The organism is Kineococcus aurantiacus, from assembly GCF_013409345.1.
Lineage (GTDB): Bacteria > Actinomycetota > Actinomycetes > Actinomycetales > Kineococcaceae > Kineococcus > Kineococcus aurantiacus.
In genome coordinates, this window is the sequence record NZ_JACCBB010000001.1 from 79,776 (window position 1) to 104,966 (window position 25,191).

The 25,191-nt window shown below is 73.8% G+C and carries 21 protein-coding genes and 1 pseudogene; 9 read left to right on the top strand and 13 right to left on the bottom strand.

The window, feature by feature from the left end:
• Genes BJ968_RS00400 through BJ968_RS00410 form a run of 3 tightly spaced genes read right to left on the bottom strand, consistent with a single transcriptional unit; the run spans position 1 to position 2,608 of the window.
• Positions 1–828 (bottom strand): class II fructose-bisphosphate aldolase, encoded by an 828-nt coding sequence (locus tag BJ968_RS00400; protein ID WP_179748248.1) that lies wholly within the window; start codon positions 826–828, stop codon positions 1–3.
• Positions 807–1,760: a hexose kinase gene (locus tag BJ968_RS00405; protein WP_179748250.1), complete on the bottom strand. Its 954-nt coding sequence runs from the start codon at positions 1,758–1,760 to the stop codon at positions 807–809. Before BJ968_RS00405 ends, BJ968_RS00400 begins: the two co-directional genes overlap by 22 nt.
• Positions 1,757–2,608, bottom strand: a complete 852-nt coding sequence (locus BJ968_RS00410) for an ROK family protein (protein WP_179748252.1) — start codon at positions 2,606–2,608, stop codon at positions 1,757–1,759. Before BJ968_RS00410 ends, BJ968_RS00405 begins: the two co-directional genes overlap by 4 nt.
• Positions 2,609–2,744: 136 nt before the next feature.
• Between BJ968_RS00410 and BJ968_RS00415 the strand changes: the two genes are divergently transcribed.
• From BJ968_RS00415 to BJ968_RS00435, 5 genes are all read left to right on the top strand, one after another.
• Positions 2,745–3,530 carry a DeoR/GlpR family DNA-binding transcription regulator gene (locus tag BJ968_RS00415; protein WP_179748254.1) on the top strand — a complete coding sequence of 262 codons (786 nt, stop codon included), beginning with the start codon at positions 2,745–2,747 and terminating at the stop codon, positions 3,528–3,530.
• A 165-nt stretch (positions 3,531–3,695) separates the two neighbouring features.
• On the top strand, positions 3,696–4,886 hold the full coding sequence (locus BJ968_RS00420; RefSeq protein ID WP_179748256.1) for a Gfo/Idh/MocA family oxidoreductase: 1,191 nt from the start codon (positions 3,696–3,698) through the stop codon (positions 4,884–4,886).
• Positions 4,883–6,202 (top strand): extracellular solute-binding protein, encoded by a 1,320-nt coding sequence (locus BJ968_RS00425; protein ID WP_179748258.1) that lies wholly within the window; start codon positions 4,883–4,885, stop codon positions 6,200–6,202. Before BJ968_RS00420 ends, BJ968_RS00425 begins: the two co-directional genes overlap by 4 nt.
• Positions 6,195–7,121, top strand: a complete 927-nt coding sequence (locus tag BJ968_RS00430) for a carbohydrate ABC transporter permease (protein WP_179748260.1) — start codon at positions 6,195–6,197, stop codon at positions 7,119–7,121. Before BJ968_RS00425 ends, BJ968_RS00430 begins: the two co-directional genes overlap by 8 nt.
• Positions 7,114–7,992, top strand: coding sequence for a carbohydrate ABC transporter permease (locus BJ968_RS00435; protein ID WP_343077724.1), 879 nt, complete (start codon positions 7,114–7,116; stop codon positions 7,990–7,992). Before BJ968_RS00430 ends, BJ968_RS00435 begins: the two co-directional genes overlap by 8 nt.
• Positions 7,993–8,011: 19 nt before the next feature.
• Here BJ968_RS00435 and BJ968_RS00440 read toward each other — a convergent pair whose 3' ends face one another.
• On the bottom strand, positions 8,012–8,752 hold the full coding sequence (locus BJ968_RS00440; RefSeq protein WP_179748262.1) for an SDR family NAD(P)-dependent oxidoreductase: 741 nt from the start codon (positions 8,750–8,752) through the stop codon (positions 8,012–8,014).
• 26 nt (positions 8,753–8,778) lie between these two features.
• Here BJ968_RS00440 and BJ968_RS00445 point away from each other — a divergent pair, with 26 nt between their 5' ends.
• Complete coding sequence (locus tag BJ968_RS00445; RefSeq protein WP_179748264.1) at positions 8,779–9,381, top strand: TetR/AcrR family transcriptional regulator; 603 nt, start codon at positions 8,779–8,781, stop codon at positions 9,379–9,381.
• 24 nt (positions 9,382–9,405) lie between these two features.
• Here the strand turns inward: BJ968_RS00445 and BJ968_RS26175 are convergent, their stop codons facing one another.
• From BJ968_RS26175 to BJ968_RS27225, 6 genes and pseudogenes are all read right to left on the bottom strand, one after another.
• Positions 9,406–11,016, bottom strand: coding sequence for a GMC family oxidoreductase N-terminal domain-containing protein (locus BJ968_RS26175; protein ID WP_218884656.1), 1,611 nt, complete (start codon positions 11,014–11,016; stop codon positions 9,406–9,408).
• Complete coding sequence (locus BJ968_RS00455) at positions 11,013–12,632, bottom strand: amino acid permease (protein ID WP_179748266.1); 1,620 nt, start codon at positions 12,630–12,632, stop codon at positions 11,013–11,015. Before BJ968_RS00455 ends, BJ968_RS26175 begins: the two co-directional genes overlap by 4 nt.
• 50 nt (positions 12,633–12,682) lie before the next feature.
• The gene (locus BJ968_RS00460; RefSeq protein ID WP_179748268.1) at positions 12,683–14,152 is read right to left on the bottom strand and encodes an aldehyde dehydrogenase family protein; all 1,470 of its coding nucleotides are present in this window, start codon (positions 14,150–14,152) and stop codon (positions 12,683–12,685) included.
• A gap of 354 nt (positions 14,153–14,506) precedes the next feature.
• Positions 14,507–15,424: a BadF/BadG/BcrA/BcrD ATPase family protein gene (locus BJ968_RS00465; RefSeq protein WP_179748270.1), complete on the bottom strand. Its 918-nt coding sequence runs from the start codon at positions 15,422–15,424 to the stop codon at positions 14,507–14,509.
• A complete protein-coding gene (locus BJ968_RS00470; protein ID WP_179748272.1) occupies positions 15,421–16,527 on the bottom strand; it encodes an SIS domain-containing protein in 1,107 nt (368 codons plus the stop codon). Before BJ968_RS00470 ends, BJ968_RS00465 begins: the two co-directional genes overlap by 4 nt.
• Positions 16,524–17,482 (bottom strand): annotated as a pseudogene (locus tag BJ968_RS27225) (family 4 glycosyl hydrolase). Before BJ968_RS27225 ends, BJ968_RS00470 begins: the two are co-directional and overlap by 4 nt.
• Positions 17,483–17,559: 77 nt before the next feature.
• Here BJ968_RS27225 and BJ968_RS00480 point away from each other — a divergent pair.
• Positions 17,560–18,390, top strand: coding sequence for a DeoR family transcriptional regulator (locus BJ968_RS00480; RefSeq protein ID WP_179748274.1), 831 nt, complete (start codon positions 17,560–17,562; stop codon positions 18,388–18,390).
• A gap of 39 nt (positions 18,391–18,429) precedes the next feature.
• On the opposite strand, the gene BJ968_RS00485 is transcribed toward BJ968_RS00480, so the two are convergent.
• On the bottom strand, positions 18,430–19,245 hold the full coding sequence (locus BJ968_RS00485; RefSeq protein ID WP_179748275.1) for an SDR family NAD(P)-dependent oxidoreductase: 816 nt from the start codon (positions 19,243–19,245) through the stop codon (positions 18,430–18,432).
• Positions 19,246–19,389: 144 nt separating this feature from the next.
• Between BJ968_RS00485 and BJ968_RS00490 the strand changes: the two genes are divergently transcribed.
• Both BJ968_RS00490 and BJ968_RS00495 read left to right on the top strand, forming a co-directional pair.
• Complete coding sequence (locus BJ968_RS00490; RefSeq protein WP_179748276.1) at positions 19,390–20,310, top strand: LysR substrate-binding domain-containing protein; 921 nt, start codon at positions 19,390–19,392, stop codon at positions 20,308–20,310.
• 164 nt (positions 20,311–20,474) lie between these two features.
• Positions 20,475–21,662, top strand: a complete 1,188-nt coding sequence (locus tag BJ968_RS00495; protein ID WP_179748277.1) for a diguanylate cyclase domain-containing protein — start codon at positions 20,475–20,477, stop codon at positions 21,660–21,662.
• Positions 21,663–21,746: 84 nt separating this feature from the next.
• Here BJ968_RS00495 and BJ968_RS00500 read toward each other — a convergent pair whose 3' ends face one another.
• A complete protein-coding gene (locus tag BJ968_RS00500; protein WP_179748278.1) occupies positions 21,747–22,226 on the bottom strand; it encodes a hypothetical protein in 480 nt (159 codons plus the stop codon).
• Positions 22,227–22,467: 241 nt separating this feature from the next.
• The gene (locus tag BJ968_RS00505) at positions 22,468–25,110 is read right to left on the bottom strand and encodes a cell wall-binding repeat-containing protein (RefSeq protein ID WP_179748280.1); all 2,643 of its coding nucleotides are present in this window, start codon (positions 25,108–25,110) and stop codon (positions 22,468–22,470) included.
• Positions 25,111–25,191 lie beyond the last annotated feature (81 nt).

Below are 25,191 nucleotides of genomic sequence, written 5' to 3' on the forward strand. Positions count from 1 at the left end.
TCAGTGCAGGGCCAGCAGCGCCAGCAGCCGGGCGACCTCGGCCGCGACGGCCTCGCGCCCCGGGGCGACGTACCGGCGCGGGTCGACGAGCTCGGGCCGGGCGGTCAGGGACTCGCGCACGGCGCGCGTGAAGAGGCCGTTGAGGTGGGTGGAGATGTTCACCTTGGTCACGCCGGCGCGCACGGCCGCGGCGAGCTGGTCGTCGGGGACGCCGGAGGAACCGTGCAGCACGAGCGGGACGGGGACGGCCGCCGCGAGGTCGGCGACGAGGTCCAGGTCGATCACCGCGGTCCGCTCGGTCATGGCGTGCGAACTGCCGACGGCGACGGCGAGGCTGTCGACCCCGGTGACCGCGACGAACTCGGCGGCCTCGGCCGGGACGGTGCGCGCGCCGGGGGCGTGGACCCCGTCCTTGCCGCCGACCTCGCCGAGCTCGGCCTCGACGGGCACCCCCTGCGCGTGGCAGAACTGCGCGACGCGCCGCGTGCGGTCGACGTTCTCGGCGTGCCCGAACGGCGAGCCGTCGAACATGACGGTGTGCACGCCGCGTTCCACGGCGGTCCGGACGAGCGCCTCGTCGTCGGCGTGGTCGAGGTGCACGAGGGCCGGGACGGTCGCGGTCCGGGCGATCTCGAGCGTGGCCAGCAGCAGCGGGGCCAGACCGCCGTGGTAGGCGGCGCAGTTCTGGCTGATCTGCAGCACGACCGGCAGGCCGGCGCGCTGGGCGCCGTCGACGATGGCCTCGGCGTGCTCGAGCAGGACGACGTTGAAGGCGCCGACACCGCGTCCGGCGGCGCGGGCGTCGGTCAGCAGGGTCTGAGCAGGCACGGGGGTTCCGTTCTCGTGGTGGGGACTTCGAGGCGTGCGGACAGTTCCGGGAGGTCCGCCGGGTCGATCTCCCCAGCGCCCGGGCGCAGGACGGCGGCCGCCCCCAGCAGCGCGGCCCAGCGCAGGGCGGTGGCCGGGTCGGCGCCCGCGACCCAGCCCGCGGCCAGGCCCGCGGTCGCGGCGTCGCCGGCGCCCGTGGGGTTCCCCGTGACCCCGGGGACCGCGGGCTGGTGCACCCGGCCCGCGGGACCGGCGGACAGCAGCCCCGCGGCGCCGTCGGAGACGACGACGCGGCCGGCCCCCAGCTCCAGCAGCCGGTCGACGGCGTCGTCGAGGGCGGACGTCCCGGTGGCCCGGCGAGCCTCCTCGGCGTTGGGTTTGAGCAGGTCGGCGCCCGCGCGCGCGGCGTCGAGCAGCGCCGGGCCGCTGACGTCGACCAGGACGCGGGCCCCGGCGGCGCGGCCGGCGGTGACGAGCTCACCGAGGTCCGCCGCACCCGGCGGCAGGGAACCGGAGATGACGAGCACGTCCCCCGGCCCGCACGCCCGGACCGCGGCGACGACGCGCGACCAGTCCTGCCCGGTCAGTCCCGGGCCGGGTTCGGCCAGGACGGTGGGGTGGGCGACGTCGTCGACGACGGTCACGGTGCTGCGAGTGGCGCCGTCGATCTCGACGGCGGTGCAGCCGATCCCGCACCGGTGCAGCTCGGCGGCGATCCAGCGGCCGGCGTCCCCGCCGAGCGGCTGGACGGTGTGCACGCCGACGCCGAGGGTGTGCAGCACGCGGGCCACGTTGAGCCCCTTGCCGCCCGCGCGGTGCAGGACCTCGCGCACGCGCACGGTCTCGCCCACGAGCTGGCGGTCCACCCGGTAGGTGACGTCGAGGGCCGGGTTCGGCGTCACGACCACGACGCGGTTCGCCCGGGAGTTCACGAAGCGTCCCCGGCCAGCAGGGCGGCTCCGCGGGCGGCTGCGGTGTCCCCGTGCGCGGCGGGCACCAGGCGGGGGACGCGCAACCCGGGCAGCAGGTCGGTGAGGCGGGTGCGCAGGGGGTCCAGCAGCAGGTCCCCGGCCAGCGCCAGCCCACCGCCGACGACGAGGACGTCGGGGGCGACGACGGCCACCAGGCCGGCGAGGGACTGCCCCAGGACGTCCACGGTCTGGGACCACACCCGTTGCGCGGCAGCGTCTCCCGCCCGGATCGCGCGGGCGACGTCGACGGCGCCGGGCAGCCCGGCGCGGCGGGCGGTGGCGGCGGCGGAGGCGACGTCCTCGGTGCGCCGGCCGCGGAAGGGCCCGTCGGCCAGGACGAGCTGGCCGATCTCCCCGGCGAACCCCCCGGCGACCAGGGGCACCCCGTCGAGGAGGACCGCCGCGGAGATCCCGGTGCCGACGGGCACGAACGCGACGACCCCGCCGGCCCCGCGGGCCGCGCCGGTTCGGGCCTCGGCGACGGCACCGGCGCGGACGTCGTGGCACACGAGCGCCCCCGACCCCAGGAGGTCGCCCAGGAGGTCCCCGAAGGCGACGTCCGCCCAGCCGAGGTTCGCCGACAGCACCGCCGTGGAGGTGGTCTCGTCGACGATCCCCGGCAGGGCCACGCCGACGGGGTCACCGGGGCGGTGCCGGAGGGCGCGGGCGACCTCGCCGACGGCGGCGGCGACGCGCCGGCCGTCGGGGTCGGGCGCGGGGGTGGGGGCCCGGTGCTCGGCGAGGACCGTGCCGCCGGCGTCCAGCGCCAGGCCCTTGACGGTCGTGCCGCCGACGTCGATCCCGATCACCGCGCGCTCCCCTGCTCTGATCGATCGTGAGCGCACAACGCGCATTCTGATCAGAGTCGAGCACCCGCGTCAACGGTAACCGTGCCATCCTGGGTGCTCCCGGGCCCCGGGAGCCCCTGACCGAGGAGTCCGTGCCATGACCGCCCAGCAGCGCCTGAACCGGGTGCTCGAACTCGTCACCGAGCGCGGGAACGTGTCCATCGCCGAGGTCTCCGGTGCCCTGGGCGTCTCGACCGCGACCGTGCGGCGCGACCTGAACCTGCTGGCCGAGCAGCGGCTCGTGACCCGCACCCACGGCGGTGCGGCGGTGCTCGGCTCGGGCTACGAGCTGCCGCTGCAGTACAAGATCCCGCGCCAGGCCGAGGCGAAGCTCGCCATCGCCCGCGCCGTGACCGAGCTCGTCGAGCCGGGGGCCTCGGTCGGCCTCAACGGGGGCACCACGACGACGGAGGTGGCGCGGGCCCTGGGGTCGAGCGAGCGGTTCGGCTCCCTCGGCGTCACCATCGTCACGAACGCGCTGAACATCGCCTACGAGCTCTCGGTGCGCGAGCACGTGAAGATCGTCGTGACGGGCGGGGTGCCGCGCGCGAAGTCCTACGAGCTCGTCGGGCCGCTCGTGGGGTCCTCGCTGCAGGACTTCTCCCTCGACCTGGTGGTCCTGGGGGTCGACGGCCTGACGAGCCGCTTCGGCGCGACGACCATCCACGAGGGCGAGGCCGAGGCCAGCCGCCAGCTGGCCGCCGTCGCCGGCCGGGTCGTCATCGCCGCGGACTCCACCAAGCTGGGCCGCACCACGTTCGCGCGGATCTGCCCGCTGGACCGGGTCGACGTGCTCGTCACCGACGGCCCGGTGGCGCCCGAGCAGGCCGCGGACCTGGCGGCCGCCGGGGTCCGGGTCGTCGAGGCGACGACCGCGCGCTGAGGGCCGCCACCGCGGAGGGCTCCGGGCACACCGCCCGGAGCCCTCCGTGTTGCGGGGGTGTTTCGTCGCGGCGGAACCCCTGGTGCTGTCGTCACGAGGCGGCTACCGTCGCTTCATGCTCGTTTCGGTCGTATTCGCGACAAGTTCAATCAGGGATGTCACGCAGTGATCAGCCACGACCTCTCGGTGGCTGTCATCGGGGTCGGCGCCCGGGCCGAGATCGGGCAGCACGTGCCGCGGGTGCGCGCCGGAGCGCGCGTCAGCGCCGTGGCCGACCCCACGCAGGCCGGCCGGGACCGCGCCGCGTCCGCCTTCCCCGCGGCGACGGTCTTCCCCGACCACCGCACGCTCATCGCCGGGGCCGGCGTCGACGCCGCCGTGGTCACCACCCCCGACCACACGCACGCCGAGATCGCCGTCGACCTGCTGCGGGCCGGCATCGCCGTCTACCTGGAGAAACCCCTCGCGACCACGCTGGCCGACGCCGACCGCGTCCTGGCGACGGCGGCCGCCACCGGGACCCCGCTGTACGTCGGCCACAACTTCCGGCACGCGGACGTGGTGCGCACCATGAAGGGCGTCGTGGACCGGGGCGAGATCGGCGAGGTCCGCGCCGTGTGGGTCCGGCACTTCGTCGGCCACGGCGGCGACTACTACTTCAAGGACTGGCACGCCGACCGACGGCGCACGGGGACGCTGCTGCTGCAGAAGGCCAGCCACGACCTCGACGTCGTGCACCACCTCGCCGGCGGGTACACCCGCCGCGTCGTCGGCATGGGCGACCTCATGGTCTACGGCGGCATCACCGACCGCCGCGAACGGCCCGGGGAGACGATGCCGGACTGGTTCTCGATGGACAACTGGCCCCCCGCGGCGCAGACCGGGCTGAACCCCGTCGTCGACGTCGAGGACGTCTCGATGGTCCTCATGGGGCTGGGCAACGGGGTCCTGGCCAGCTACCAGCAGTGCCACTTCACCCCCGACTACTGGCGCAACTACACCGTCATCGGCACCGAGGGCCGGCTGGAGAACTTCGGCGACACCGCCGGCGGCGTCGTGCGGGTGTGGAACCGGCGGCACGAGTGGACGGCGACCGGGGACCGCGAGCACCCGGTCGGGGGCGTCACCGGCGGCCACGCCGACGCCGACGTCGCGACCATGACCGAGTTCCTGGCCCACGTCGCCGAGGGCGCGCCCACGCTCGTCTCCCCCGTCGCGGCCCGCGAGGCCGTGGCGACCGGTGCCCTGGCCGCCGAGTCGCTGCGCTCGGGGTCGATCCCGCTGCAGGTCCCCGACCTGCCGGACGACGTCGTCCGGCACTTCTCCGCCACCTCCGACGAAAGGGTCTCCCCGTGACCAGCACGACCGCCCACCCGCTCACCACGACCCGCCGCACCACCCTGGCCGGCGCCGCGACGCTCGGCGTGCTGGTCACGACCGCGGCCTGCGGAGGCGGTTCCGGCGACGGCCCCGCCGCCGACACGGCGTACGAGGCCCCCTCCAGCGACCTGGAGGCCAGGATCACCTACGGGTTGTGGGACCAGGCCCAGGTCGCCGGGCTGCAGAGGAACATCGACGCCTTCACCGCGAAGTTCCCCGGCGTCGAGGTCGCCGTCAACGTCACGCCGTTCTCGGAGTACTGGACCAAGCTGCAGACGCAGGCCTCCAGCGACACGCTGCCGGACCTGTTCTGGATGAACGGCCCGAACTTCCAGCTCTACGCCGCGAACGGCAAGATCGCCCCCATCACGGGGGCCGTGGAGGCCGGGGACATCGACCCCGCGAACTACCCCTCGGCCCTGGTCGACCTCTACAGCCTCGACGGCGTCACGTACGGCGTGCCCAAGGACTTCGACACCATCGGCGTGTGGGTGAACACCGACCTGTTCGCCCGGGCCGGGGTGGGACTGCCGACGGCGGAGTGGACCTGGGACGAGTTCCAGGACACGGCCGTGCGCATCTCCCAGGCGCTGTCCGCGCAGGGGGTCTTCGGGGCGGCCGGCGGCATGGACGGCCAGACGACCTACTACAACACCATCTTCGAGGCCGGCGGCGAGGTCGTCGCCGACGGGAAGTCCGGGTACGCGAGCACCGACGCGGTGGCCGGGCTGCAGTTCTGGACCGACCTCATCGCGTCCGGCGGCTCGCCCAGCATCCAGCAGCTCACCGACACCACCGCCGACCAGTGGTTCACCTCCGGCAAGCTCGCGATGTACTGGGGCGGCAGCTGGTTCCGCGCCGCGCTCACCGACACCGACCTCGCCGGCAAGGTGCAGGTGCTGCCGCTGCCCCGGGGCGCCCAGCAGGTCACCGTCATCCACGGCGTGTCCAACGTCGTGTCCGCCTCGACGAAGAACCGGCAGGCCGCGCAGGCCCTGCAGGTGTTCCTGGCCGGGCAGGAGGCGCAGCAGCAGCTCGGCAGCGCCGGCACCGTCATCCCCGCCTTCAACGGCACCCAGGGGACGTTCGCGTCCTCCATGCCGGGCACCGACCTGCAGCTGTTCCTCGACGCGGTCGACTACTCCAAACCGCTGCCCGTCAGCGAGAACACCGCCGCGTGGAACGCACTGGAGACCGACCTGCTCCCCGACGCCTTCTCCGGCGCCAGGCCCGTCGGTGAGGTGGCGGGCGACCTGGCGCAGCAGATGGACGAGGCCCTCGCGGATGAGTGAGGCGCTGCCCGCGCGAGGAGCCGGACGGGAGCCCGCACGAGGGCGCCGGGTCCGGCGCGACGGCGCGTGGCCGTGGCTGTTCGTCGCCCCGCTGACCCTGGGTGTCGCCGTCTTCTACCTGTGGCCCATCGCGCAGACGGCGTGGTACTCCCTCACGACCTTCGGCGTGTTCGGCGGGACCACCTTCACGGGCCTGGGGAACTACGCCGAGATCCTCGGCGACCCGACGCTCTACCGCTCGCTGGTCAACACGCTGCTCTACACGGCGATCGTGCTGCTCAACATCCCGATCGCCGTGTGCCTGGCGTCGCTGCTGAACCTCCCCGGCCTGCGGTTCGCGGCCTTCTACCGGGTGCTCTACTTCCTGCCGTACGTCGCGATGCCGACGGCCGTGGCCATGGTCTGGCGCATCATCTTCAACGGCGACTTCGGCGTGCTGAACTGGGCCCTGGGTCTGGTCGGGATCGAGGGCCCCTACTGGATCAGCACGCCCTGGGCCTCGATCGTGGCCGTCGCCGTCGTGGGGTTGTGGTCCTCGCTGGGGTTCTCGCTCATCGTCCTGTCCGCCGGGCTGAAGAACGTCCCCCCGGAGCTGTACGAAGCGGCGCAGCTGGACGGGGCGAGCCGGTCGCGGCAGTTCCGGTCCATCACGGTGCCGCTGCTCGCCCCCAGCACCTCCTTCCTGGCTGTGGTGACCGTCATCGCGGGGTTCCAGCTGTTCGACCTGCTGTACGCGGTCCTGGGCACCACCAACCCGGCGCTGCCGAAGAGCCTGTCCCTCGTCTACTACTTCTACCGGGCGGGTTTCGTGGACAACGACAAGGGGGTCGCCGCGGCCACGGCCATGGTGATCCTGGTCCTCGTCGGCCTCGCCACGGCCGTCCAGTTCCGCCTGCAGCGGCGGTGGGTCCGTGGTTGAGCAGCTCGACCGCGTCGCCGCCCCGACCCGGCGCGACCTGGCGAAGGCGCAGCGCCGCCGCGGCGGCTCCCACGTCGTGGCGCACCTGGTGCTGGGTGCCGGGGCGCTGGTCATGGCCTTCCCCTTCCTGTGGCAGGTCGTCATGTCGCTGTCCACCAACGCCGAGGTGCAGAGCGTCACGCCGTCGTTCTGGCCCGCCCACCCGCAGTGGGGCAACTACGCGGCCGTCTTCGAGCGGCTGCCGTTCCTGGAGCAGTTCCGGACCTCGGTGGTCATCACCGTCGTCCGGGTCCTGGCGCAGATCCTGTTCTGCACCGCGGCCGGCTACGCGTTCGCCCGGATGCGCTTCCGGGGCCGTCCGGTGCTGCTGGCGGCCGTGCTGTCGATCCTCATGGTGCCCTCGCAGGTCTACCTGCTCTCGCAGTACCAGATCGTCGCCGACCTGGGGCTGCTGGACAGCCTGGGCGGTCTGGTCCTGCCGGGGTTGTTCAGCGCCTTCGGGACGTTCCTCATGCGCACGGCCTTCCTGGGGATGCCCGACGAGCTGGAGGAGGCCGCCCGCCTCGACGGGGCCAACCCGTTCCAGGTGTTCTGGCGCGTCATGCTGCCCCTGGCCCGGCCCACGATCAGCGTGCTCGCGATCACCTCGACGCTGTGGAGCTGGAACGAGCTGCTGTGGCCGCTGGTGGTCTCGACGTACGCCGAGCGGATGCCGCTGTCGGCGGGCCTGGCCACGCTCATCAGCGACCGGACCACCGACTACCCCGTGGTGATGGCCGCGAGCCTGCTGGCCACGGCGCCCGTGCTGGTGCTCTTCGTGGTGCTGCAGCGGCGCGTCATCGACGGGCTCGCGAGCTCGGGCCTGAAGTAGGGCGGTGAGCCCGGCCCGCTCAACCCTGCCGGGTCGGCCGGACGGTGAGGTCACCGATCTCGACGTCCTCGGGCTGGTCGACCGCGAAGGCGATGGCCCGGGCCACGGCCTCGGGGTCCAGCCCCAGCTCGGCCATGTCCTGCCGCATCCGCTCGCGCAGCCGGGGGTCGTCGACGGCGGAGTCGATGAACTCGGTGCGGACGTAGCCCGGGGAGATCGACGTCGTCCGCAGGACCCCGTCGGTGCTCTCCTGCCGCAGGGACTCCAGCAGGGTCCGCACCGCGTTCTTGGTCCCGGCGTAGACCGCCTGCGCGGGGACGATCTTCAGCCCGGAGGTGGAGACCACGGTGACGAGGTGACCGGTGCCCTGGCGGCGGAACACCGGCAGGGCGGCGGCGATGCCGTGCAGGACGCCCTTGACGTTGACGTCGACCATCGCCGACCAGCCCTCGACGTCGAGGTCGGCGACCGGCCCGACCCTGCTGATCCCCGCGTTGCCCACGAGGACGTCGAGGCGGCCGAACCGTTCCAGCGCCCGGTCGACGAGCGCGCGCAGGTCGCCGGGCTCGGTGACGTCGACGCGCAGGGTCTGGGCCCGGCCGCCGGCGGCGGTGATCTCGTCGGCGAGCCGGTCCAGCCGGTCGGTGCGGCGGGCCCCGAGCACCACGGCGGCGCCGCGGGCCGCGAGGTGGCGGGCGGTCGCCTCCCCGATGCCGCTGCTGGCGCCGGTGATGGCGACGACCTTGTCCTGGATGGTCACGGTGGCTCCTCACGTAAGGTGGACACATGTCCAGATACGTCGAGGACCATAGCGGACACGTGTCCGCTTCCGCCACGGGTGAGGATGCCCGCCGGGCGGACGCCCGCCGGAACCGCGAACTGATCCTGGACGCGGCGCGTGAGCAGCTGCGCGGGTCCGGGGAGCTGAAGCTCAACGCCGTCGCGAAGGCCTGCGGCATCGGGCAGGGGACGCTGTACCGGCACTTCCCGACCCGGGAGGACCTGCTGGCCGAGGTCTACCGCCACGACGTCGACGAGCTCGTCGCCGCCGCCGCGGACCTGCTGTCGACCCGGGGGCCCGTCGAGGCGCTGGCGGCGTGGTTCGACCGGGTCGCGGCCTACGCCCGGGTGAAGACCCACGTCTTCGCGGCCGTGGAGGCGGCGACGTGGCGCGACCTGGCCGCCCACAGCCTCGGCCCGATCGGTGAGGCGGTCGAACTCCTGCTCGCCGCCGGCCGGGCCGAGGGGAGCCTGCGCGCCGACGTCGAGGCCCGCGACGTCATCGTGCTCATCAGCTGGCTCTCGCGCCTGGACGACGACGAGCTCGACGAACGGGGCCCCCGGCTCCTGTCGGTCCTGCTCGACGGGCTCCGGGCCCGCCCGTCCTGACCCGGCTCTCCCCCGGCCCCCTCCTCAGCCGGCGGCCTTCAGCAGGTCCGCGCACTTCTCCCCGATGGTCATCGTGAGGATGTTCGGGTTGACGGCCGGCAGGAACGGCATGACGGACCCGTCGGCGATCCGCAGCCCCTGCACCCCCCGCACCCGCAGTTCGGGGTCGCAGACGGCGAGGGGGTCCGTGGCCGGGCCCATCTTCGCCGTGGCGCTCGGGTGGTAGACGGTGTTGTGCGTCTTGGTGACGTAGTCGGCGATCTCGTCGTCGGTCACGACGTCGCGGCCGGGTGCGAGCTCGGCCCCGGCCCAGCCGGCCATCTCCGCCTGCTGCACGATCTCCCGGGCCAGCCGGACCCCGGCGGTCATGACGGCGAGGTCGTGCCCCTCGGGGTCGGTGAAGTAGCGCGGGTCGACCCTCGCGCGGTCGCGGAAGTCGCGCGACCGCAGCCGCACCGTCCCGCGCGAGCGGCCCTGGGTGACGTTCGGGGTGAGGCAGAACCCGTTGTCCGTCGTGGGGTAGCCCCAGCGGACGGTGTTCATGTCGAACGGCACGGAGCCGTAGTGCATCATCAGGTCCGGCAGCGGGGCGTCCGGCCCGGCGATCGCCGTCGTGGCGAAGACGCCGATCTCCCACCACTGCGAGGACCGCGTGACCATCGGCTGCAGGGCGTCCCAGAACACGAGGCCCTCGACGTGGTCGTCGAGGTTCTCCCCCACCCCGGGGGAGTCCACGACGACGTCCAGGCCGAACTCCTTGAGCTGCGTCGCCGGCCCGATGCCCGAGAGCATGAGCAGCTTCGGGGTGTCGATGGAGCCCGCGGACAGCACCACCTCGCGGCGGGCCCGCACCTCGCCGTGGTGGACGCCGTCCGGGGACAGGAACCGCACGCCCGTGGCGCGGGGGGCGCCGTCGGGACCGGGTTCCAGGACGAGCTGCTCGACCCAGTACCCCGTGCGCACCGCGAGGTTCGGGCGGGAGTCCATCACGGGGTGCAGGTAGGCGTGCGAGGAGGACATGCGCGAGCCGTCCTCCCCCGCGTTGATCTGGAACCAGCCGGCGCCGTTGCGCACCGTCGTCCCGCGGTTGAACTGGACGGTGGGCAGGCCGGCGGCGGCGGCGGCCCGCAGCAGCGCGACCCCGCACGGGTCGTTCGGCGGGACGTCCCGCAACCGCACGGGACCGGACGTCCCGTGGTGCGGGGCCCGGCCCGCGTTGTCCTCCAGCCGGCGCACGAGCGGCAGCACGCTGGCCGCGTCCCAGCCGGTGCAGCCCAGCGCCGCCCACGCGTCCAGGCCCTCGGCCGGCGGGTGGAACGCGATGCACGAGTTGTGCGAGGAGCAGCCGCCGAGCACCTTGGCGCGGGCGTGGCGCAGGAACGAGTTCCCGTTCTCCTGGGGTTCGACCGGGTAGTCCCAGTCGTACCCCGAGTCCAGCAGGTGCATCCAGTCCTCGAGCACGAGGATGTTCGGGTCCCCCACGTCGCTCGGGCCGGCCTCGAGCACGCAGACGGTGACGTCCGGGTCCTCCGAGAGCCGGGCGGCGACGACGCACCCGGCCGTGCCGCCCCCGGCGATCACGTAGTCGAACTCCTCCACCGTCGTGGACGCGGTCGGTCCGGTCGTCGCGGTCACCGGGGACCCTCCTTCTCCCGGGGGCCGGCGATGGTCGACAGGCCCCGCGCCGGGGGCTGCCCGGCGGCGCGATCGACGTCCAGGGTGCTCGCGTGGTCGGCGAGGACACCGGAGCGGTGGCGCAGGCGCAGCCGGTAGTACACGGTGCCGCCGCCGACGACGACGGCGATGAACAGCAGCGCACCCCACTTCAGGTACCAGTGGAACGGCGCCGCCGGGTTGTAGACCTCGGCCCGCGGCCAGAGGAGGTTGACCATCATGCCCACGCCCCACAGGACGGCGAGGACGTTGACGGGCAGACCCCAGCGGCCGAGCGTGAACGGGGCGCTGGACCCGTCCGGCATGGGGGTGGGCCAGCGGCCGCGCAGCCGCGCGACGAGCAGGGGGACCGTCACCAGCAGGTAGGCGAGGTAGATCATCCCCACCGCCAGGCTCGTGAGGACGAGGAAGATCTGCGGCTGCCCCACGTTGACGACGAGGATCACGATCGCCAGCACGCCCACGACGACGGCCGGGACGACGGGCGTGCGGTGCCTGGGGCTGATCCGCGCCAGCTTCGCGCCCGCGGGGAGGTTGTTGTCGCGGGCCATCGCGAACATCATCCGGATGGTCGCGGTGTGGACGGCGAGCGAGCAGACGAGGACGGCCACGACCACGCAGACGAGGAAGGGTTTGCCGAACCCCGACCCGACGGTCGACAGGACGAGGTGCTGCAACCCGCCGGTGGACGACGCCAGGAGCGGGTCGTCGAGGTCCGGGACCGCCATCAACCCGAGGAGCAGGATGAGACCGCCGAGAACGAAGGAGGCGACGACCGCGCGCAGCACGGCGCGGGGAGCGGTGCGGCGCGGGTCCTTCGTCTCCTCGCCGAGGGAGCTGGCGGTGTCGAACCCGTACATGACGTAGCCCGAGGCCAGCGCCGCGACGAGGAACGCCCCGAGGTACCCGCCGGAGTGGTCGACGCCCACCCCGCGGTCCTCCAGGACGACGCCCGGCCCGCGCGTGACGTGGACGGCGAGCAGCACGACGATGACGACGGCCGCGATCAGCTCGACGAAGACCCCGACGGAGTTGATGCGGGACATGAGCTTGACGCCGAACGCGTTGACGAGGGTGGTGAGCACGACGACCACGGTCCCGAGGACGACGGCGTTGAGCGCGTAGTCGGTCGCGTCCGTCCCGTCCCCGAAGAGCTGGAACCCCGCCCACAGCTGCGGCAGCGTGAGCTGCACCGCGAGCACGACGGCGGCGAGCGTCACGATCGAGGCGACGAGCATCGTCCAGCCCGCGACCCACGCGACGGTCGGCGACGCCAGGCGCTTGGTCCAGTTGTAGAGGGAGCCCGCGACGCTGTAGCGGCTCGACAGCTCCGCGAAGCACAGGGCGACCATGAGCTGCCCGACGAACACCGCCGGCCACGACCACAGGTAGCGGGGGCCGGCCGTACCGTACCCGAAGTAGAAGAGCTGGAACGTGCCCGTCAGGATCGAGATGTAGCTGACGCCGGCCGCGAAGCTGGCGAAGGAACCGATGCTGCGTTCGAGGCCCGGTTTGTACCCGTACTCGTCGAGCCCGTGCGACTCCTCGACCGCCGCCGTACCACCCCTGGGTTCCACCGTGCCTCCGTGTGCTCGAAGTTCTTCCTGGGTCCGTGCCCCGGCCCGCCTCAGCCCCGGAACCACCCCGGGGCCGCGGGCCGGGTGGTGCGCCAGACGTGCTTGGTCTCGCGGTACTCCGCGAGACCGGCCGGCCCGAGCTCCCGGCCGTTGCCGGACATCCGCTGCCCGCCCCACTCCGCCTGCGGCACGTAGGGGCCGAAGTCGTTGATCCAGACGGTGCCGTGCCGCAGGGCGCCCGCGACGCGTTCGCCGCGTTCGACGTCGAGGGTCTGGACGGCCCCGGCGAGGCCGTACGTCGTGTCGTTCCCGAGGAACACCGCCTCCTCCTCGGTGCGGAACCGCTCGACGGTGAGGATGGGACCGAACGTCTCCTCCTGGACGATCCGCATGCCGCGGTCGCAGTCGTCGAAGACGGTGGGTTCGTGGAAGAAGCCGCGCTGCAGCACCGGGTCGTCCGGGCGGCGGCCACCGGTGAGCAGCCGGGCGCCCTCCTGCTGCCCGAGGGCGACGTACCCCTCGACCTTCTCGCGGTGCTGCGCCGAGACGAGCGGACCGCTCTCCACCCCGTCCTCGAGGCCGTTGCCGAACCGGATCCGGCGGGCGCGCTCGACGACGCCGGCGACGAGCTCGTCGGCGATCGACTCCTCCACGATGAGCCGGGTCCCGGACGAGCAGACCTGCCCGGAGTGCAGGAACACCCCGGTCAGGGCGGTGTCGATCGCCACGTCGAGGTCGACGTCGGCGAAGACGATGTTCGGGTTCTTCCCGCCGAGCTCGACGGTGACGCGCTTGACGGTCTCCGCGGCCGCCTTGGCGATGGCCCGCCCGGTGGCCAGTCCACCGGTGAACGAGACGAGGTCGACGGCGGGGTGGCTCGTCAGCGCCGGGCCGACCGCACCCCCCGCGCCGAGGACGAGGTTCACCACCCCGGGCGGGGCGCCGGCCTCCTCGAGCAACCGGACGAGGTGGACCGTCGTCAGCGGGGTGACCTCGCTGGGTTTGAGCACGACGGTGTTCCCCGCGACGAGGGCCGGCGCCACCTTCCAGGACATCTGCAGCAGCGGGTAGTTCCACGGCGCGATGAGCGTGCAGACGCCGACGGCGTGGTGCACGACGCGGCTGACGACCTCCGGGCGACCCACGTCGACGGTCCGGTCGACCTCGACGACGCCTTCCCGCGCGTAGTACCGGAACACGGCGGTGACGTCGTCGACGTCGATGCGCGACTCGGCCAGCGTCTTGCCCGTGTCGAGGGTCTCGGTGCGGGCGATCTCCTCGCGGTCGCGCTGCAGGAGGTCGGCGACCCGGTCGAGCAGGGCGGCCCGCTCGGCGACGGGCGCCCGCGCCCAGGACCCTTCGTCGAAGGCGGCCCGGGCGGCCAGGACCGCGGCCTCGGCGTCCTCGGCGGCCGCCTCGTCGACGACCGCGAACACCTCGGCGTCGAAGGGGTTGACCACGTCTCGGGTCCCGCCGGCCGCGGCGGAGCGCCACCGACCGGCGACGAAGAGATCGGGCACGTGGACTCCTGGCGGTCGGTGACCGGGAAGGGCAGGACCCCGGCCGACGGGACTGGTATGTCAGTGCACAGGTCAAGGTAGGGCTGCCGGTTCGAGGGGTCAAGGGTTGAGCCCCAACAGGTTTCGCGGGACCGCCCGGCAGCTGACCCGACGTCGCGGTGGCCCGGCGCGACGTCCTCGACGGCTCCCCGGGCCCGCTGCGGAACGGCGGCCCGGTCACGCCCGGCACCGTCGCCCGCACGGTGGGGATCACCGAACCCGCTGCGCCGCACCACGAGGGCAGCGGGGCCGCGGCCTGGTGCCCGCGGTGGTCGACGACGTCGTCGACCACCGGGACGTGGCGCCGGCCACCGGTCAGGACGTGCCGCGGCGCAGCGCGTGCAGCGCGCTGCCCAGCCCCGGGTCGTGCAGGGGCTCGCGCAGGTCGTAGGAGGTGCCCGCCAGCGCCGCCCGGAACTCCGCGAGCACCACGGGCGCCTCGAACAAGCCGCCCGAGCACGACACCGGGACCACCTCCCCCGCGTCGTGGCCCAGGGCCCGCGCGGTGGCCTCGACGAGCTCGACCAGTTCGGCGACGGCGGCGCGGACGATGCCCAGCGCCCGCTCGTCCCCCGCCTCGGCGGCGGCCGTCACGGTCCGGGCCAGTGCGGCGACCCGCGTGCGCTGCCCCTGCCAGCGGTCCACGACGACACCGATCGCGTCGAGGTCCTCGGTGATCCCCAGCGCCGTCCGCACGGCGCCGTACAGGGCCGTGCGCGGCTCCCGGCCGTCGGCCATCCGGGAGAACGCCGCCAGCCCCTTGACGGCTACCCAGTACGCCGAGCCCTCGTCGCCGAACAGCTCGCTCCACCCGCCCACGCGGTGCGCGGCGCCGGCCCGCTCGCCGTAGGCGACCGACCCGGTCCCGGCGACGACGTTGATGCCGTCGCGGCCCCCCAGCGAACCGGCCCAGCCGCTGACCATGTCGTTGCCGCACTCGTAGCGGTCGTGGCCGAGGACCTTCCCGGGCAGCGCGTCCAGGGCGGGGACGTCGGCGCTGGCCTCCCCGTACCCGGGGAAGGCGAAGAACGCGTACCCGACTTCCTCGGTGCCGATCCCCGCGGTCACGTTCGCGATCCCGGCGCGCAGGACCTCCTCCACGGCCTCGAGCCCGGCGCCCCCGAAGTAGTAGCTGGTCGGCTGCAGGTCCCGGGCGACGACCCGCCCCTGGGCGTCCACGAGGACGAACTCGGTCTTCGTCCCGCCGCCGTCCACGCCCAGGTAGCAGCTCACCGGAGGGGCAGTTCGTGGATGCGGACGCCCTGCACGACGCGGTTGACCGTCCCGTCCGGGAACGGGTCGTCCGGGTCGCAGCCCTGCCGCACCGAGGCACCGAGGGCCAGGAGCTGGGAGAACGTGGCCATGGCCACGGCCCGCAGCCCGTCGCCGAGGCCGTCGAGCCCGGGCAGGGCGAAGTCCTCGACCCCGAGGTGGACGACGCGGCCGGGGTGGTCGGCGCGCAGCTCGGCGACGATGTCGGCGTCGTACCGCGCGGTGTAGGGGTCGGCCGACCCGTGGACGACGACGAGGGTCCGGTCGTCGACGATCGACTTCGGCCCGTGCCGGAAACCCAGCGGGGTGTCGTGGAACGCAGCGACCCGGCCCGCGGTCAGCTCCAGCAGCTTCAGCGCGGACTCCTGGGCCAGGCCCTTCAACGGCCCGCTGCCCAGGTGGACGACGCGGTGCGGCCCGGCGTCCAGGAGGGCCTCGACCTCACCGGCGCGGTCGATGAGCGCGGTGGAGGCCGCCGCGAGCGCGTCGACGGCGTCGGCACCGCTCGGGTCGAACGCGAGCAGCGCCGCCAGCAGCATCGTGGAGAAGCTCGACGTCATCGCGAACCCCCGGTCGTGCGTCTGCTCGGGCAGCTGCAGCACGAAGGAGCCCTCCGTCGCCGCGTGCTCGCGGGCCAGCTGCCCCTGCGGGTTGCACGTGATGACGAGGTGGTGCGCCTGCGGAGCCAGGCGGTCGACGAGCCGTGTCGCCGCGAGGCTCTCGGGGCTGTTGCCCGAGCGCGCGAAGGAGACCAGCAGCACGGGCAGCGGCTCGGCCAGCGCGCCGTGCGGGTCGGCCACGAGGTCGGTGGTGGCGACCGCGTCGAGGCGCCGGGCCAGCACGGGGCGCAGCGCCTGGCTCGCGATGTCGCCGGTGAACGCCGACGTCCCGGCGCCGGTGAAGACGATGCGCAGGTCCTCGCGGGCCAGGAGGGGTGCGAGGAACGCGGCGAGCTCGTCACCCCGGTGGGTCAGCAGGTCGCGCAGCTCGCGCCAGGCCGCGGGTTGCTGGCGGATCTCGGCGTGGGTGGCGCTGAGGGGCGTGTCGGTCACGGGGGTGCTCACGGGGTTCTCCTGCGGTCGGTGCTCGGTGGGTTCGCGGCGGCTCGGTCCTCCAGGCCGGCGGAGGCCGTCGGGGGACGGGCACCGGGGACTCCTCGGTCGTGGTCGGGTCGGAGCGCGTTCGGGGGCAGTGTCTCGCGCAGCGGCTCCGGCAGCAGGTCGCCGTGGGCGACCACGAGGTCGTTGCCCACGGCCCGGATCTGCTCGGGGGTCAGCGTCGAGCTCGCGTCGGGGTCGACGAGCACGGCCTGCCGCAGCAGCCGCGGTTCGCCCGTGCGCGCGGCCTCGACCGTGAGCTCGGCGACCGAGACGTGCGGGCGGTCGACGGCGGCCGCCTGGACCGGCAGCGACCCCCTCGGGACGGGCTCGACACCGCGCGCCCCGACGGCGGGGGGCACCTCGACGACGCACCCGGTCGGCAGGTCGTCGATGAGCCCGTGGCTAACGGTTTCGGCGTGGATCTCGCGCTCGGTCCGGTCACGAGGGAGTGGACGACCTGCGGGGCGTGCTCCGTCGCCCCCTCCTCCAGCGTCAGCGGCTCACCGGCGGCGAGCGCCCCCTCGGCCGCGTGGAACTCCTCGACGTTCTCCGGCGAGATCCGCAGGTGCTCCGACGGTTCGAGGCGGCGGAGCACCTCGACGCGGACGCGGCGTTCGAGCCTGGGGGCGCGCGCGGTGCGCTCGCGCAGCAGGGGGTGCAGGTCGCGTCCCTCGTGGGTCCACTCCAGCAGCCACGCCTGGTGGTTGACGCCGGCGGCGCGGAACCGGGTGTCCTCGACGTCGAGGCCGTTGAGCCCGGCGAGGTCGTGGGCGGTGCCCTCGGCGACGGCGAGCCGCCGCTCGTCGACGTCGAAGAGGGCGAGGTCCAGCGGTCCGAGGTCGTCGAAGCCGAGGGGGTCGGCGGCGAGCCGCCGGGTGGGGACGACGCTGCCGGCCCCGACGGAGGTGACGCGGGTCATGGGCCGATGGTGGGCGAAGGTGAGCGACGGCTGCAATGATCTGAGCGAAGCGCTCAGGATTACTGATCGGATGCCGCGTGACGACGCCACCACTCCCCCACGCCGGTTCGGGCAAGCGCTCGCGCCGGTTGGTCGCGGTCCTGCGCCTGCTCGGCGAGCAGGAGACGGTCGGCCTGCACCGGTTCGTCGACGAGCTCGGCGTCTCGGTCGCCACCGTCCGCCGCGACCTGGCCGACCTGGAGGCGCAGGGGCTGCTGACCCGGACCCACGGCGGGGCCCGCACCGCCGCCTCGGCCGTCGAGGTCCCCGTCCGGTTGCGGGCCGGCACGTCCCACCACCTCAAGCAGCTCATCGCCCGCCGGGCCGCGACGTTCCTGCCCGAGGGCCCGTACGCGGTCGCGATCGGCGGCGGGACGACGGCGGCGGAGGTGGCCCGCGCGCTGCGGTTCCGTCCCGACCTGACGATCGTGACGAACTCGCTGACCACGGCCGGTGAGATCGGTTCCCGGCCGAACCTGCGCGTCCTCATGACCGGCGGGGTCGTGCGGCCGCACTCCTTCGAGCTCGTCGGGGTGCTGGCCGAGAACACGTTCACGGCGCTCAACGTCGGGACGGCGTTCCTGGGCGCCGACGGGCTCAGCGCCGCCGGGGGCGTCACGACGCACGACGAGACCGAGGCGCGGACGAACGCGGCGATGATCCGCAGCGCGCAGCGCACCGTCGTGGTCGCCGACTCCTCCAAGGTCGGTCGGGTGACGCTGGCCCGCGTGGCGGCGCTGGACGGGATCGACGACGTCGTCACCGACGAGCACGCCGACGAGGCGGAGCTGGAGCGGCTGCGGGCGGCGGGGCCGCGGGTCCACGTCGTCGGCGACCGGGACCGGGTGGGGGTGCCCCCGGCGGAGTGAGACGGTCCGGACCCCGGGGGCCCGGGAGATGTCGAGGGGTCAGGGGGTCCCGGAGCCGAACGCCGCCTCCGAGACCGACCGCCACGCGTCCCACGTCCGCAACCGGTCGGCGTACACCGCCTCGATCTGCGGCAGCGTGTTCCCCAGGACCAGGCGCCGCGGGGGTTCGGCGGCGTCGACGAGCTGCAGGACCGCCGCCGAGGTGGCGGCCGGGTCGCCCACGGCGAAGTCCGGGGACAGGTCCGCCCGCACCACGTCGTAGGCCGGTGCGGGGTCGCTGCGCCGGGAACCGCGGGACAGCCAGTCGGTGGCGTACGGCCCCGGTTCGAGGCAGGTGACGTGCACGCCGAAGGGGGCGACCTCCTGGGCCAGGGACTCGGACAGACCCTCCAGGGCCCACTTCGAGGCGTGGTACGCGCCGATGCCGGGGTAGGCGCGGACACCGCCCTCGCTGGTCACCTGCACCAGGTGACCGCTGCGCTGGGCGCGCAGCACCGGCAGCACCGCCTGGGTCACCCAGACCGCGCCGAAGAAGTTGGTCTCCAGCTGCCGGCGCAGTTCCTGCTCGCCGAGTTCCTCCACCATCCCGAAGTGCCCGTACCCGGCGTTGTTCACGACGACGTCGAGACGGCCGAACCGCCGCACCCCGTGCTCCACGGCGGCGAACACCGCGTCGCGGTCGGTGACGTCCAGCGCGAGGGGCAGCACGGCCTCCCCGTGGCGCTGCACGAGGTCGTCCAGCGTCTCGGGGCGCCGCGCGGTGGCGACCACGCGGTCACCGCGCTCCAGCGCCGCCGTGGCCCACAACCGGCCGAAACCGCTGGAACTGCCGGTGGTGAACCAGACCTTGGACACGACGCCTCCCACCGGAACCGGGTCGCACCGGCGACGGGTGCCGCGGTGGGGTTCCGGTGTCGATCGTGCCGCGCCGACCGCCTTTCCGGGAGCGACAGTCGTTCATGTCCGTCATTCCACCGCGGCATGCCGGAGGATGGGGCGGTGCAGACGCTGGACGTCCACCCCTCCCTGCTGCGCGCGCTGCTGGCCGTGCTGGAGACCGGCACGGTGACCGGGGCCTCCGAGCGGCTCGGCTTCACCCAGTCGGCCGTCTCGAAGCAGATCGCCGCCCTGGAGGACGCCACCGGGGTGCAGCTGTTCCACCGCGGCTCGCGCGGCGCCGCACCCACCGCCGCCGCGCACCGGCTCGCGGCGCGCGCGGTCGTCGTCCTGGACCAGCTGGACACGGCCTCCCGCGAACTGCGGGACGCCGCCGCCCCGGTGTCCGGTCGTGTCGCCCTCGGGGGTTTCACCACCGCGGCGATGGTCCTGGGCCCCCGGACCCTCGCCCGCGTCGCCCTCGACCACCCCGCCGTGGCCGTCGACTTCCAGATCGCCTCGACACCCGTGCAGCTCCGCCGGCTGCGCGCCGGGCGCCTGGACCTGGCGCTGCTCGCCGGCGGCGAGGGGCTGCCGGACTGGGACCTGACCGGCCTCGACCTCGAACCGCTGCCGGGCGGGGAACTGCTCGTCGCCCTCAGCCGTCGCCACCACCTGGCCGGGCAGGGCAGGGTGCCGGTCTCCGCGCTGGCCGGGGAGGGGTGGGTCGTCGGCCACGGGGCCCGCGGTGAACCCCAGTTCGGGGCCTGGCCGACCCTGCCCGCACCCCGCGTCGTCGCCGAGGTCGCCGACTGGGGGGCCCGGCTCGGGTTCGTCGCCGCCGGGCTGGGCCTGACGACCCTGCCCAGCCTGGCGGCGGACGTGCTGCCCGCCGACGTCACGGCCGTCCGGGTCGACGACCCCGCCGGGCACCACCGCTCGACGAGCCTGGCGCGCGCCGGCACCCTCGGCGGTGCCGCCGCCGCCGTGCGGGCGGCCGTGATCGCCGAGGCCGAGGCCATCGCGGAACGGTGGCGCACCTGATCCCCGGTGACCTCGGGGGCCCCCGGGGATCCCGTGGGCGGGTCCGGCACCCGCACCGGCTCGCGCGTCCTCACTCGTTCGCCGCCTCCAGGCGGCCGTACCCTGCACCGATGCCGTGGGAGCGGTCATCGGCCGCGGACGACGAGCGAGCCCACGGAGGTGGCGTGCCAGGGGGTGCCCCGCGCGGTGCAGCAGGCGCTGGCCCGGGCCGAGTCCTGCCCGCGGGCCGCGGCCGGGCACCGGCGGGGTCGTCGAGGCGTCCCCGCGTCACGGGTGCGGGCCTGGCCGCCGCCGCGGCCGGGATCGGCGCGCTGGCCGGGCTGGTGTGGTGGGTGCTGCCCGACGAGGCCGTGCTCTCCCCCTGGTGGACCCAGGTGTTCGGCTGGCCGGCAGCCCTGCTGCTGCGCTGCGACCCGGTGCAGCGCTGGATCGGCGGGGGCCGGCTGGACAACCGCGTCTGGGTGCGGGTCCTGCTGGCCTCGGGGGTGTTCGGCCTCACCGTCGCCTGGACCGGGGTGTCGTTCCTGTTCCCCGTCTTCACGGCCCTGGTCGCCAGCGTGCACCTGCAGTGGAGCGGAGCACGGGCCTGGCGCCCCTGCGCGGTGGTGACGGTGCTGCTAAGCACGACCCTGCAGGTCCTCGTGCAGGCCGGGTGGCTGCCCACTCCCCTGCCCCCGGCCCTGGACCTGGTGGCCTTCGTCATCACCCTGCTGCTGTCGCTGCTGCTCATCGGCAACGTCGCGGTCCTGGCCGCCCAGCGCGAGGCCGAGAACGCCGCGGCCGACCGCGAACGGCGCGCCCGCCACGACGCGCTGCTGCACGCGGCCACCCACGACCCCCTCACGGGGCAGCTGAACCGCGCCGGGCTGCACGAGCACTTCACCCGCCACGTCGCCGGCGCCGGGGACCACGCCCCCGCGGACGCCGCAGGGGACGCGGTCGGGCCCGTCGCGGTGCTCTACCTGGACCTGGACGGGTTCAAACCCGTCAACGACCGGTACGGCCACGCCGCCGGCGACCGGCTGCTGCAACTGGCCGCGCAGCGCCTGGCCGCGCTGCTGCGCCCGGGGGACGGCCTGGCGCGGCTGGGGGGTGACGAGTTCGTCGTCGTGCTGGCCACCGCCGACCCGACCGCCGTGCAGGAGGTGGCCGCCCGCGCCGAGGCCGCGCTGAACTCCCCCTTCGACCTCGACGGTGTCGTGGTCCGCGTCTCGGCCAGCACCGGGACCGCCCGCAGCACCGGCCCGGTCACCCTCGACGACCTGCTGCGCCGCGCCGACACCGCGATGTACGCCGCCAAGGCCTCCCGCCGCGGGGACGGGCGCGGCCGGGCCGAGGTGCCCGCGAGCTGAACCACGAGGTCGGCGGTGGACAGCGGTCCGGAGGAACGGGCTACAGATCCTCCCAGTCGATGTTCGTGCGCCGCTGTCCCGTCGTCAGCCACTGCCGGACCGCTTCCGTGCGGCGGCGGCTGGCAACATCTCAGCCGGCCGGGTCCAGCTCCAGTCCTCCTCGATGCGTACGTCAGCTCGGTGTCGTCGGTGTCCTGCGCGCTCGCTATGAGCGGCCGCGTTGTGCCCGCTGGTCTCGTAGTTGTGTTGCACCGGCACCCGCTCGCTGCCCACCCCCACGTTCATCGTCGGGGTGTCGAACCACTCCTCCCGCGTGTACTGGCCTCCCACCGCCCGAGACACCGACACCTCCCACATCTCCTCCTCGTCCTCCTCGTCCTCGTGCGCTGCGTCCGGTCCTGAGGCGTGGTTGAGCGAGGGAAGTGCAGGCGGCGCGACCACAGCCCGGTACTGCCGGTCCAGCGCTTCGTCGACGGCGTCCATGCTGGTCACACTGCGCACGATGAAACTGTGCGGGCGCACCAGCTCATAGGGATGCTCCTGCGAGGGTGGGAGGACGATCATCGGCTTTCTCCGACGACACGGGCCTATCCGCCGGGACCGTGCAGGGTCGGCCCCGAGTCGACGGCGCGCTCTCTAGTAGCGGGGCCTGGCGGCGACCACCTCGGCGCCGTGGCACGACAGGAGATCGAGGCACGAGATGACCCCGCGCATCCCGCCGGTTCACCGAAGCACCAGGGCCTGAAGCCCCTCGGACATGACGGCGCAGCCGTCTCGGTCACGTCCAGTTCGACGGCGCGACCGGTCACGGCAGCCGGGAGAGTCCCGAGCACGACCAGCCCGACCACGTGCCAGGCAGTCCGCCCGCGGCCGCAGTCCCGGTCACCGTGCTGACGTCGGCCCATCGGTCGCCGTCCCAACGCCTCTGCGTCCGGTACGTCTCCCAGTGGTCCCCACCGCCCACGATGCTGGCCAAGCGCGTCTCCAGGGTGCCGTCCGGCAGGCACGTGAACCCTGTACGGCCCGCGTAGTCCTCCATCGGGTCACCGGTCGGCTCGTCGGCGGCGTCGGTCAGGATCCATTCCACGTCGTCGGCTGCTTCGCTTTGGGGAGTCGGCAGAGCCACCAGTCGTCCGTCGCGGACGTGTAACACCTGGAAGAACCACGAGAAGGAGTACGCCGTGGAACCGATGACAAGTTCGGCCCCGGGGTGGCCGTCGATCTGGGCGTAGCCGTACCAGGACGACCCGGACGGCCACGTCTCGCTCTCGGGGCCTGGGGGAACCGTCGCCACAAGGAGGCCCGACGCCGTCAACAACCGCACGGTCGTCGTCGATCCTCGTGCCTCGCCGCCCACCAATCCCACGGCATCGGTCGACCCGTCACCGTCCACGTCGACCGACGCGACGGAGCGGCAGAACTGGACCCCGTCGCACACACCGTCGATGCCGCCTTCTTCGGCCTCGGCGATCCGCCATGTCAGCTGTAGCGCGCCGGTGTAGTCGGATTTGATCTTCCACAGGTCGACGACCAGGCCGGCCTTGGCTGCGAGAACACCGTCGACGTACCAGCGCGGATTGATCGTCTGAACCTTGGCGCTGAGACCGACCTGCGCGGCGACCCGCGGACCGGCGACGCCGTAGACCTTGAGGTCGACCTGCGGTCCGGCCAGGAACTCCGCGGTTCCGGCGCCCCCGGTGGTGCAGGTCAGCTTGTCCGAGTGGCTTTCGTCGCCGTACCCGCGGAACCCTTCGCCCTTCCGGTAGCGGGACCCGAACCTCACGTCAATCGTCGCCGAGTTGCTGCAGGTGAACTCCCCCGACAGGGTTCCCTTGAAGTTCATGACCATGTCCATCTTGGGTTTCACGACGACGGGGACGTACCCAACCATGAACTTGAAGGAGGGCAGCTGGACGGGGACCGGTTGCTCCTTCTTGACCTCGCAGCCGAGCTTGCCCTTGCCGGACAGCGACAGGCCGGCTCGCCCGGTCAGGCCCATCCCGATGTCCAAGGCCTCGACCCCGTCCCAGTTCCAGTCAGCGTCGAGGACGTAGTAGGGATCAGCGGCAATCTCAGCCTTGAGCTCCACCGTGGTGGCGGGGCCGCAGGAAGGAGCCCACCTCGCGGAGGTTCCCGTCCCCGCGGCCTTGAGCACCGTGCCCACTGCCAGGCTGCTCCGCCCAGCGGTCTGCGCGGGCGCCGCTGCCGCCGCATCGACGCCACCGCCCGCGTCGACCTCGACGTCGGGCATTGTGCCGCGTGCCTCGACCGTGAAGTCGGCGACCGGCACCGCGTCACGCAGGTCCACGGGCGTCACCGTCACGGTGGTTCTGTCCCCGGTCGCCACGGCTTCGACGCGCCCGAGTACGCCGTCGGCCAGCCCCGTCCCTCCCGCCGCTGCGAGAATGTCGCCGACCGCGATGCTCGGGGACAGCTCGGGTTCCAGTGACAGCACCGGCCTGCCGGCGGGATCCGCGCCGCTGGCGATCACCGATGCCGCCGGGAGGGCTTTGGTGGTCGAGGGGACCTGGGTGCCGAAGGCGACACGCACCTGCGACATGCCCTGCGCGGGTACCTCGACGTCCTGGATGGGCGAGTCGGCGTACGCCACTCCCCCCGGGTAGGGCGCCGGTGCTGCGGTGACGCGGTACGTGCCCGCAGCGAGACCGTCCAGCGTCCCACTGGCCGACGACGATGCGTAGAAACCATTCGGGCCCGACACGTTCACCAGTGCCTCGGAGCCTGCCGGGGCCCCCACGACCTCCACACCCAGTCGTCCCGTCCCCTTCTGGTCGGGCGCTGTCCCCGTCGTCGCAGCCGCGACGACGGAGGAGACGACCTGCGAGGAGACGGCCCTGTCATCCCCCACGACGTCGATCCCCGTCACGACGCCGGAGTGCGCCGCGAACCACGACAGCGTCGCGGCGCCGGCATCCGAGGCGTCGGCGAGGAGCACGGGTTCACCTCGCAGGCCGGCGACGGCGCCGAGGGCGAGGGCGTCGGCACCGCCGCCCGCGTCGTCGCCGCGGGCTAGGCCGCTTCGAGCACCGGAGAAGCCGACGTGCATGACGGCCCAGTCGGCCACCAGGGCGGCCGTGGCTTGGCGGTCAGCCCCTCCCAAACGGGTGAACCCGATCCCCAAAGAGCTCAGCCGGTCGAGGACCGCCTCACCGACGGCGCTCTCGGCACCGAGGACGACGACCTGTCCGATGCCATTGTCGACGAGCGCGCGTTCTGTAGCCTCGGGCAGGCTTTGCGGATCGGTGAGGAGCACCGGAGAGCCGATCGACGCAGCGACGGGCCCGGCGGCGAGCGCGTCGGGGAAGCGGAGACCGGTCGCCAGGAACGCCGTGCGCACTCCTGCGACCTGCCCGATGCCCGCCGTCGGCAGTTCGGCCGCGATCCGCGCCGCCGTCCCGTAGCGGTCCTCGCCAGCTAGACGCGTCACCCGGGCACCGCCGGCGCTGTCCGCCAGGGACGCCGCGACAGCGTCGCTGACGCGGTTCGCCCCGCCCGCGACGATGAGCTG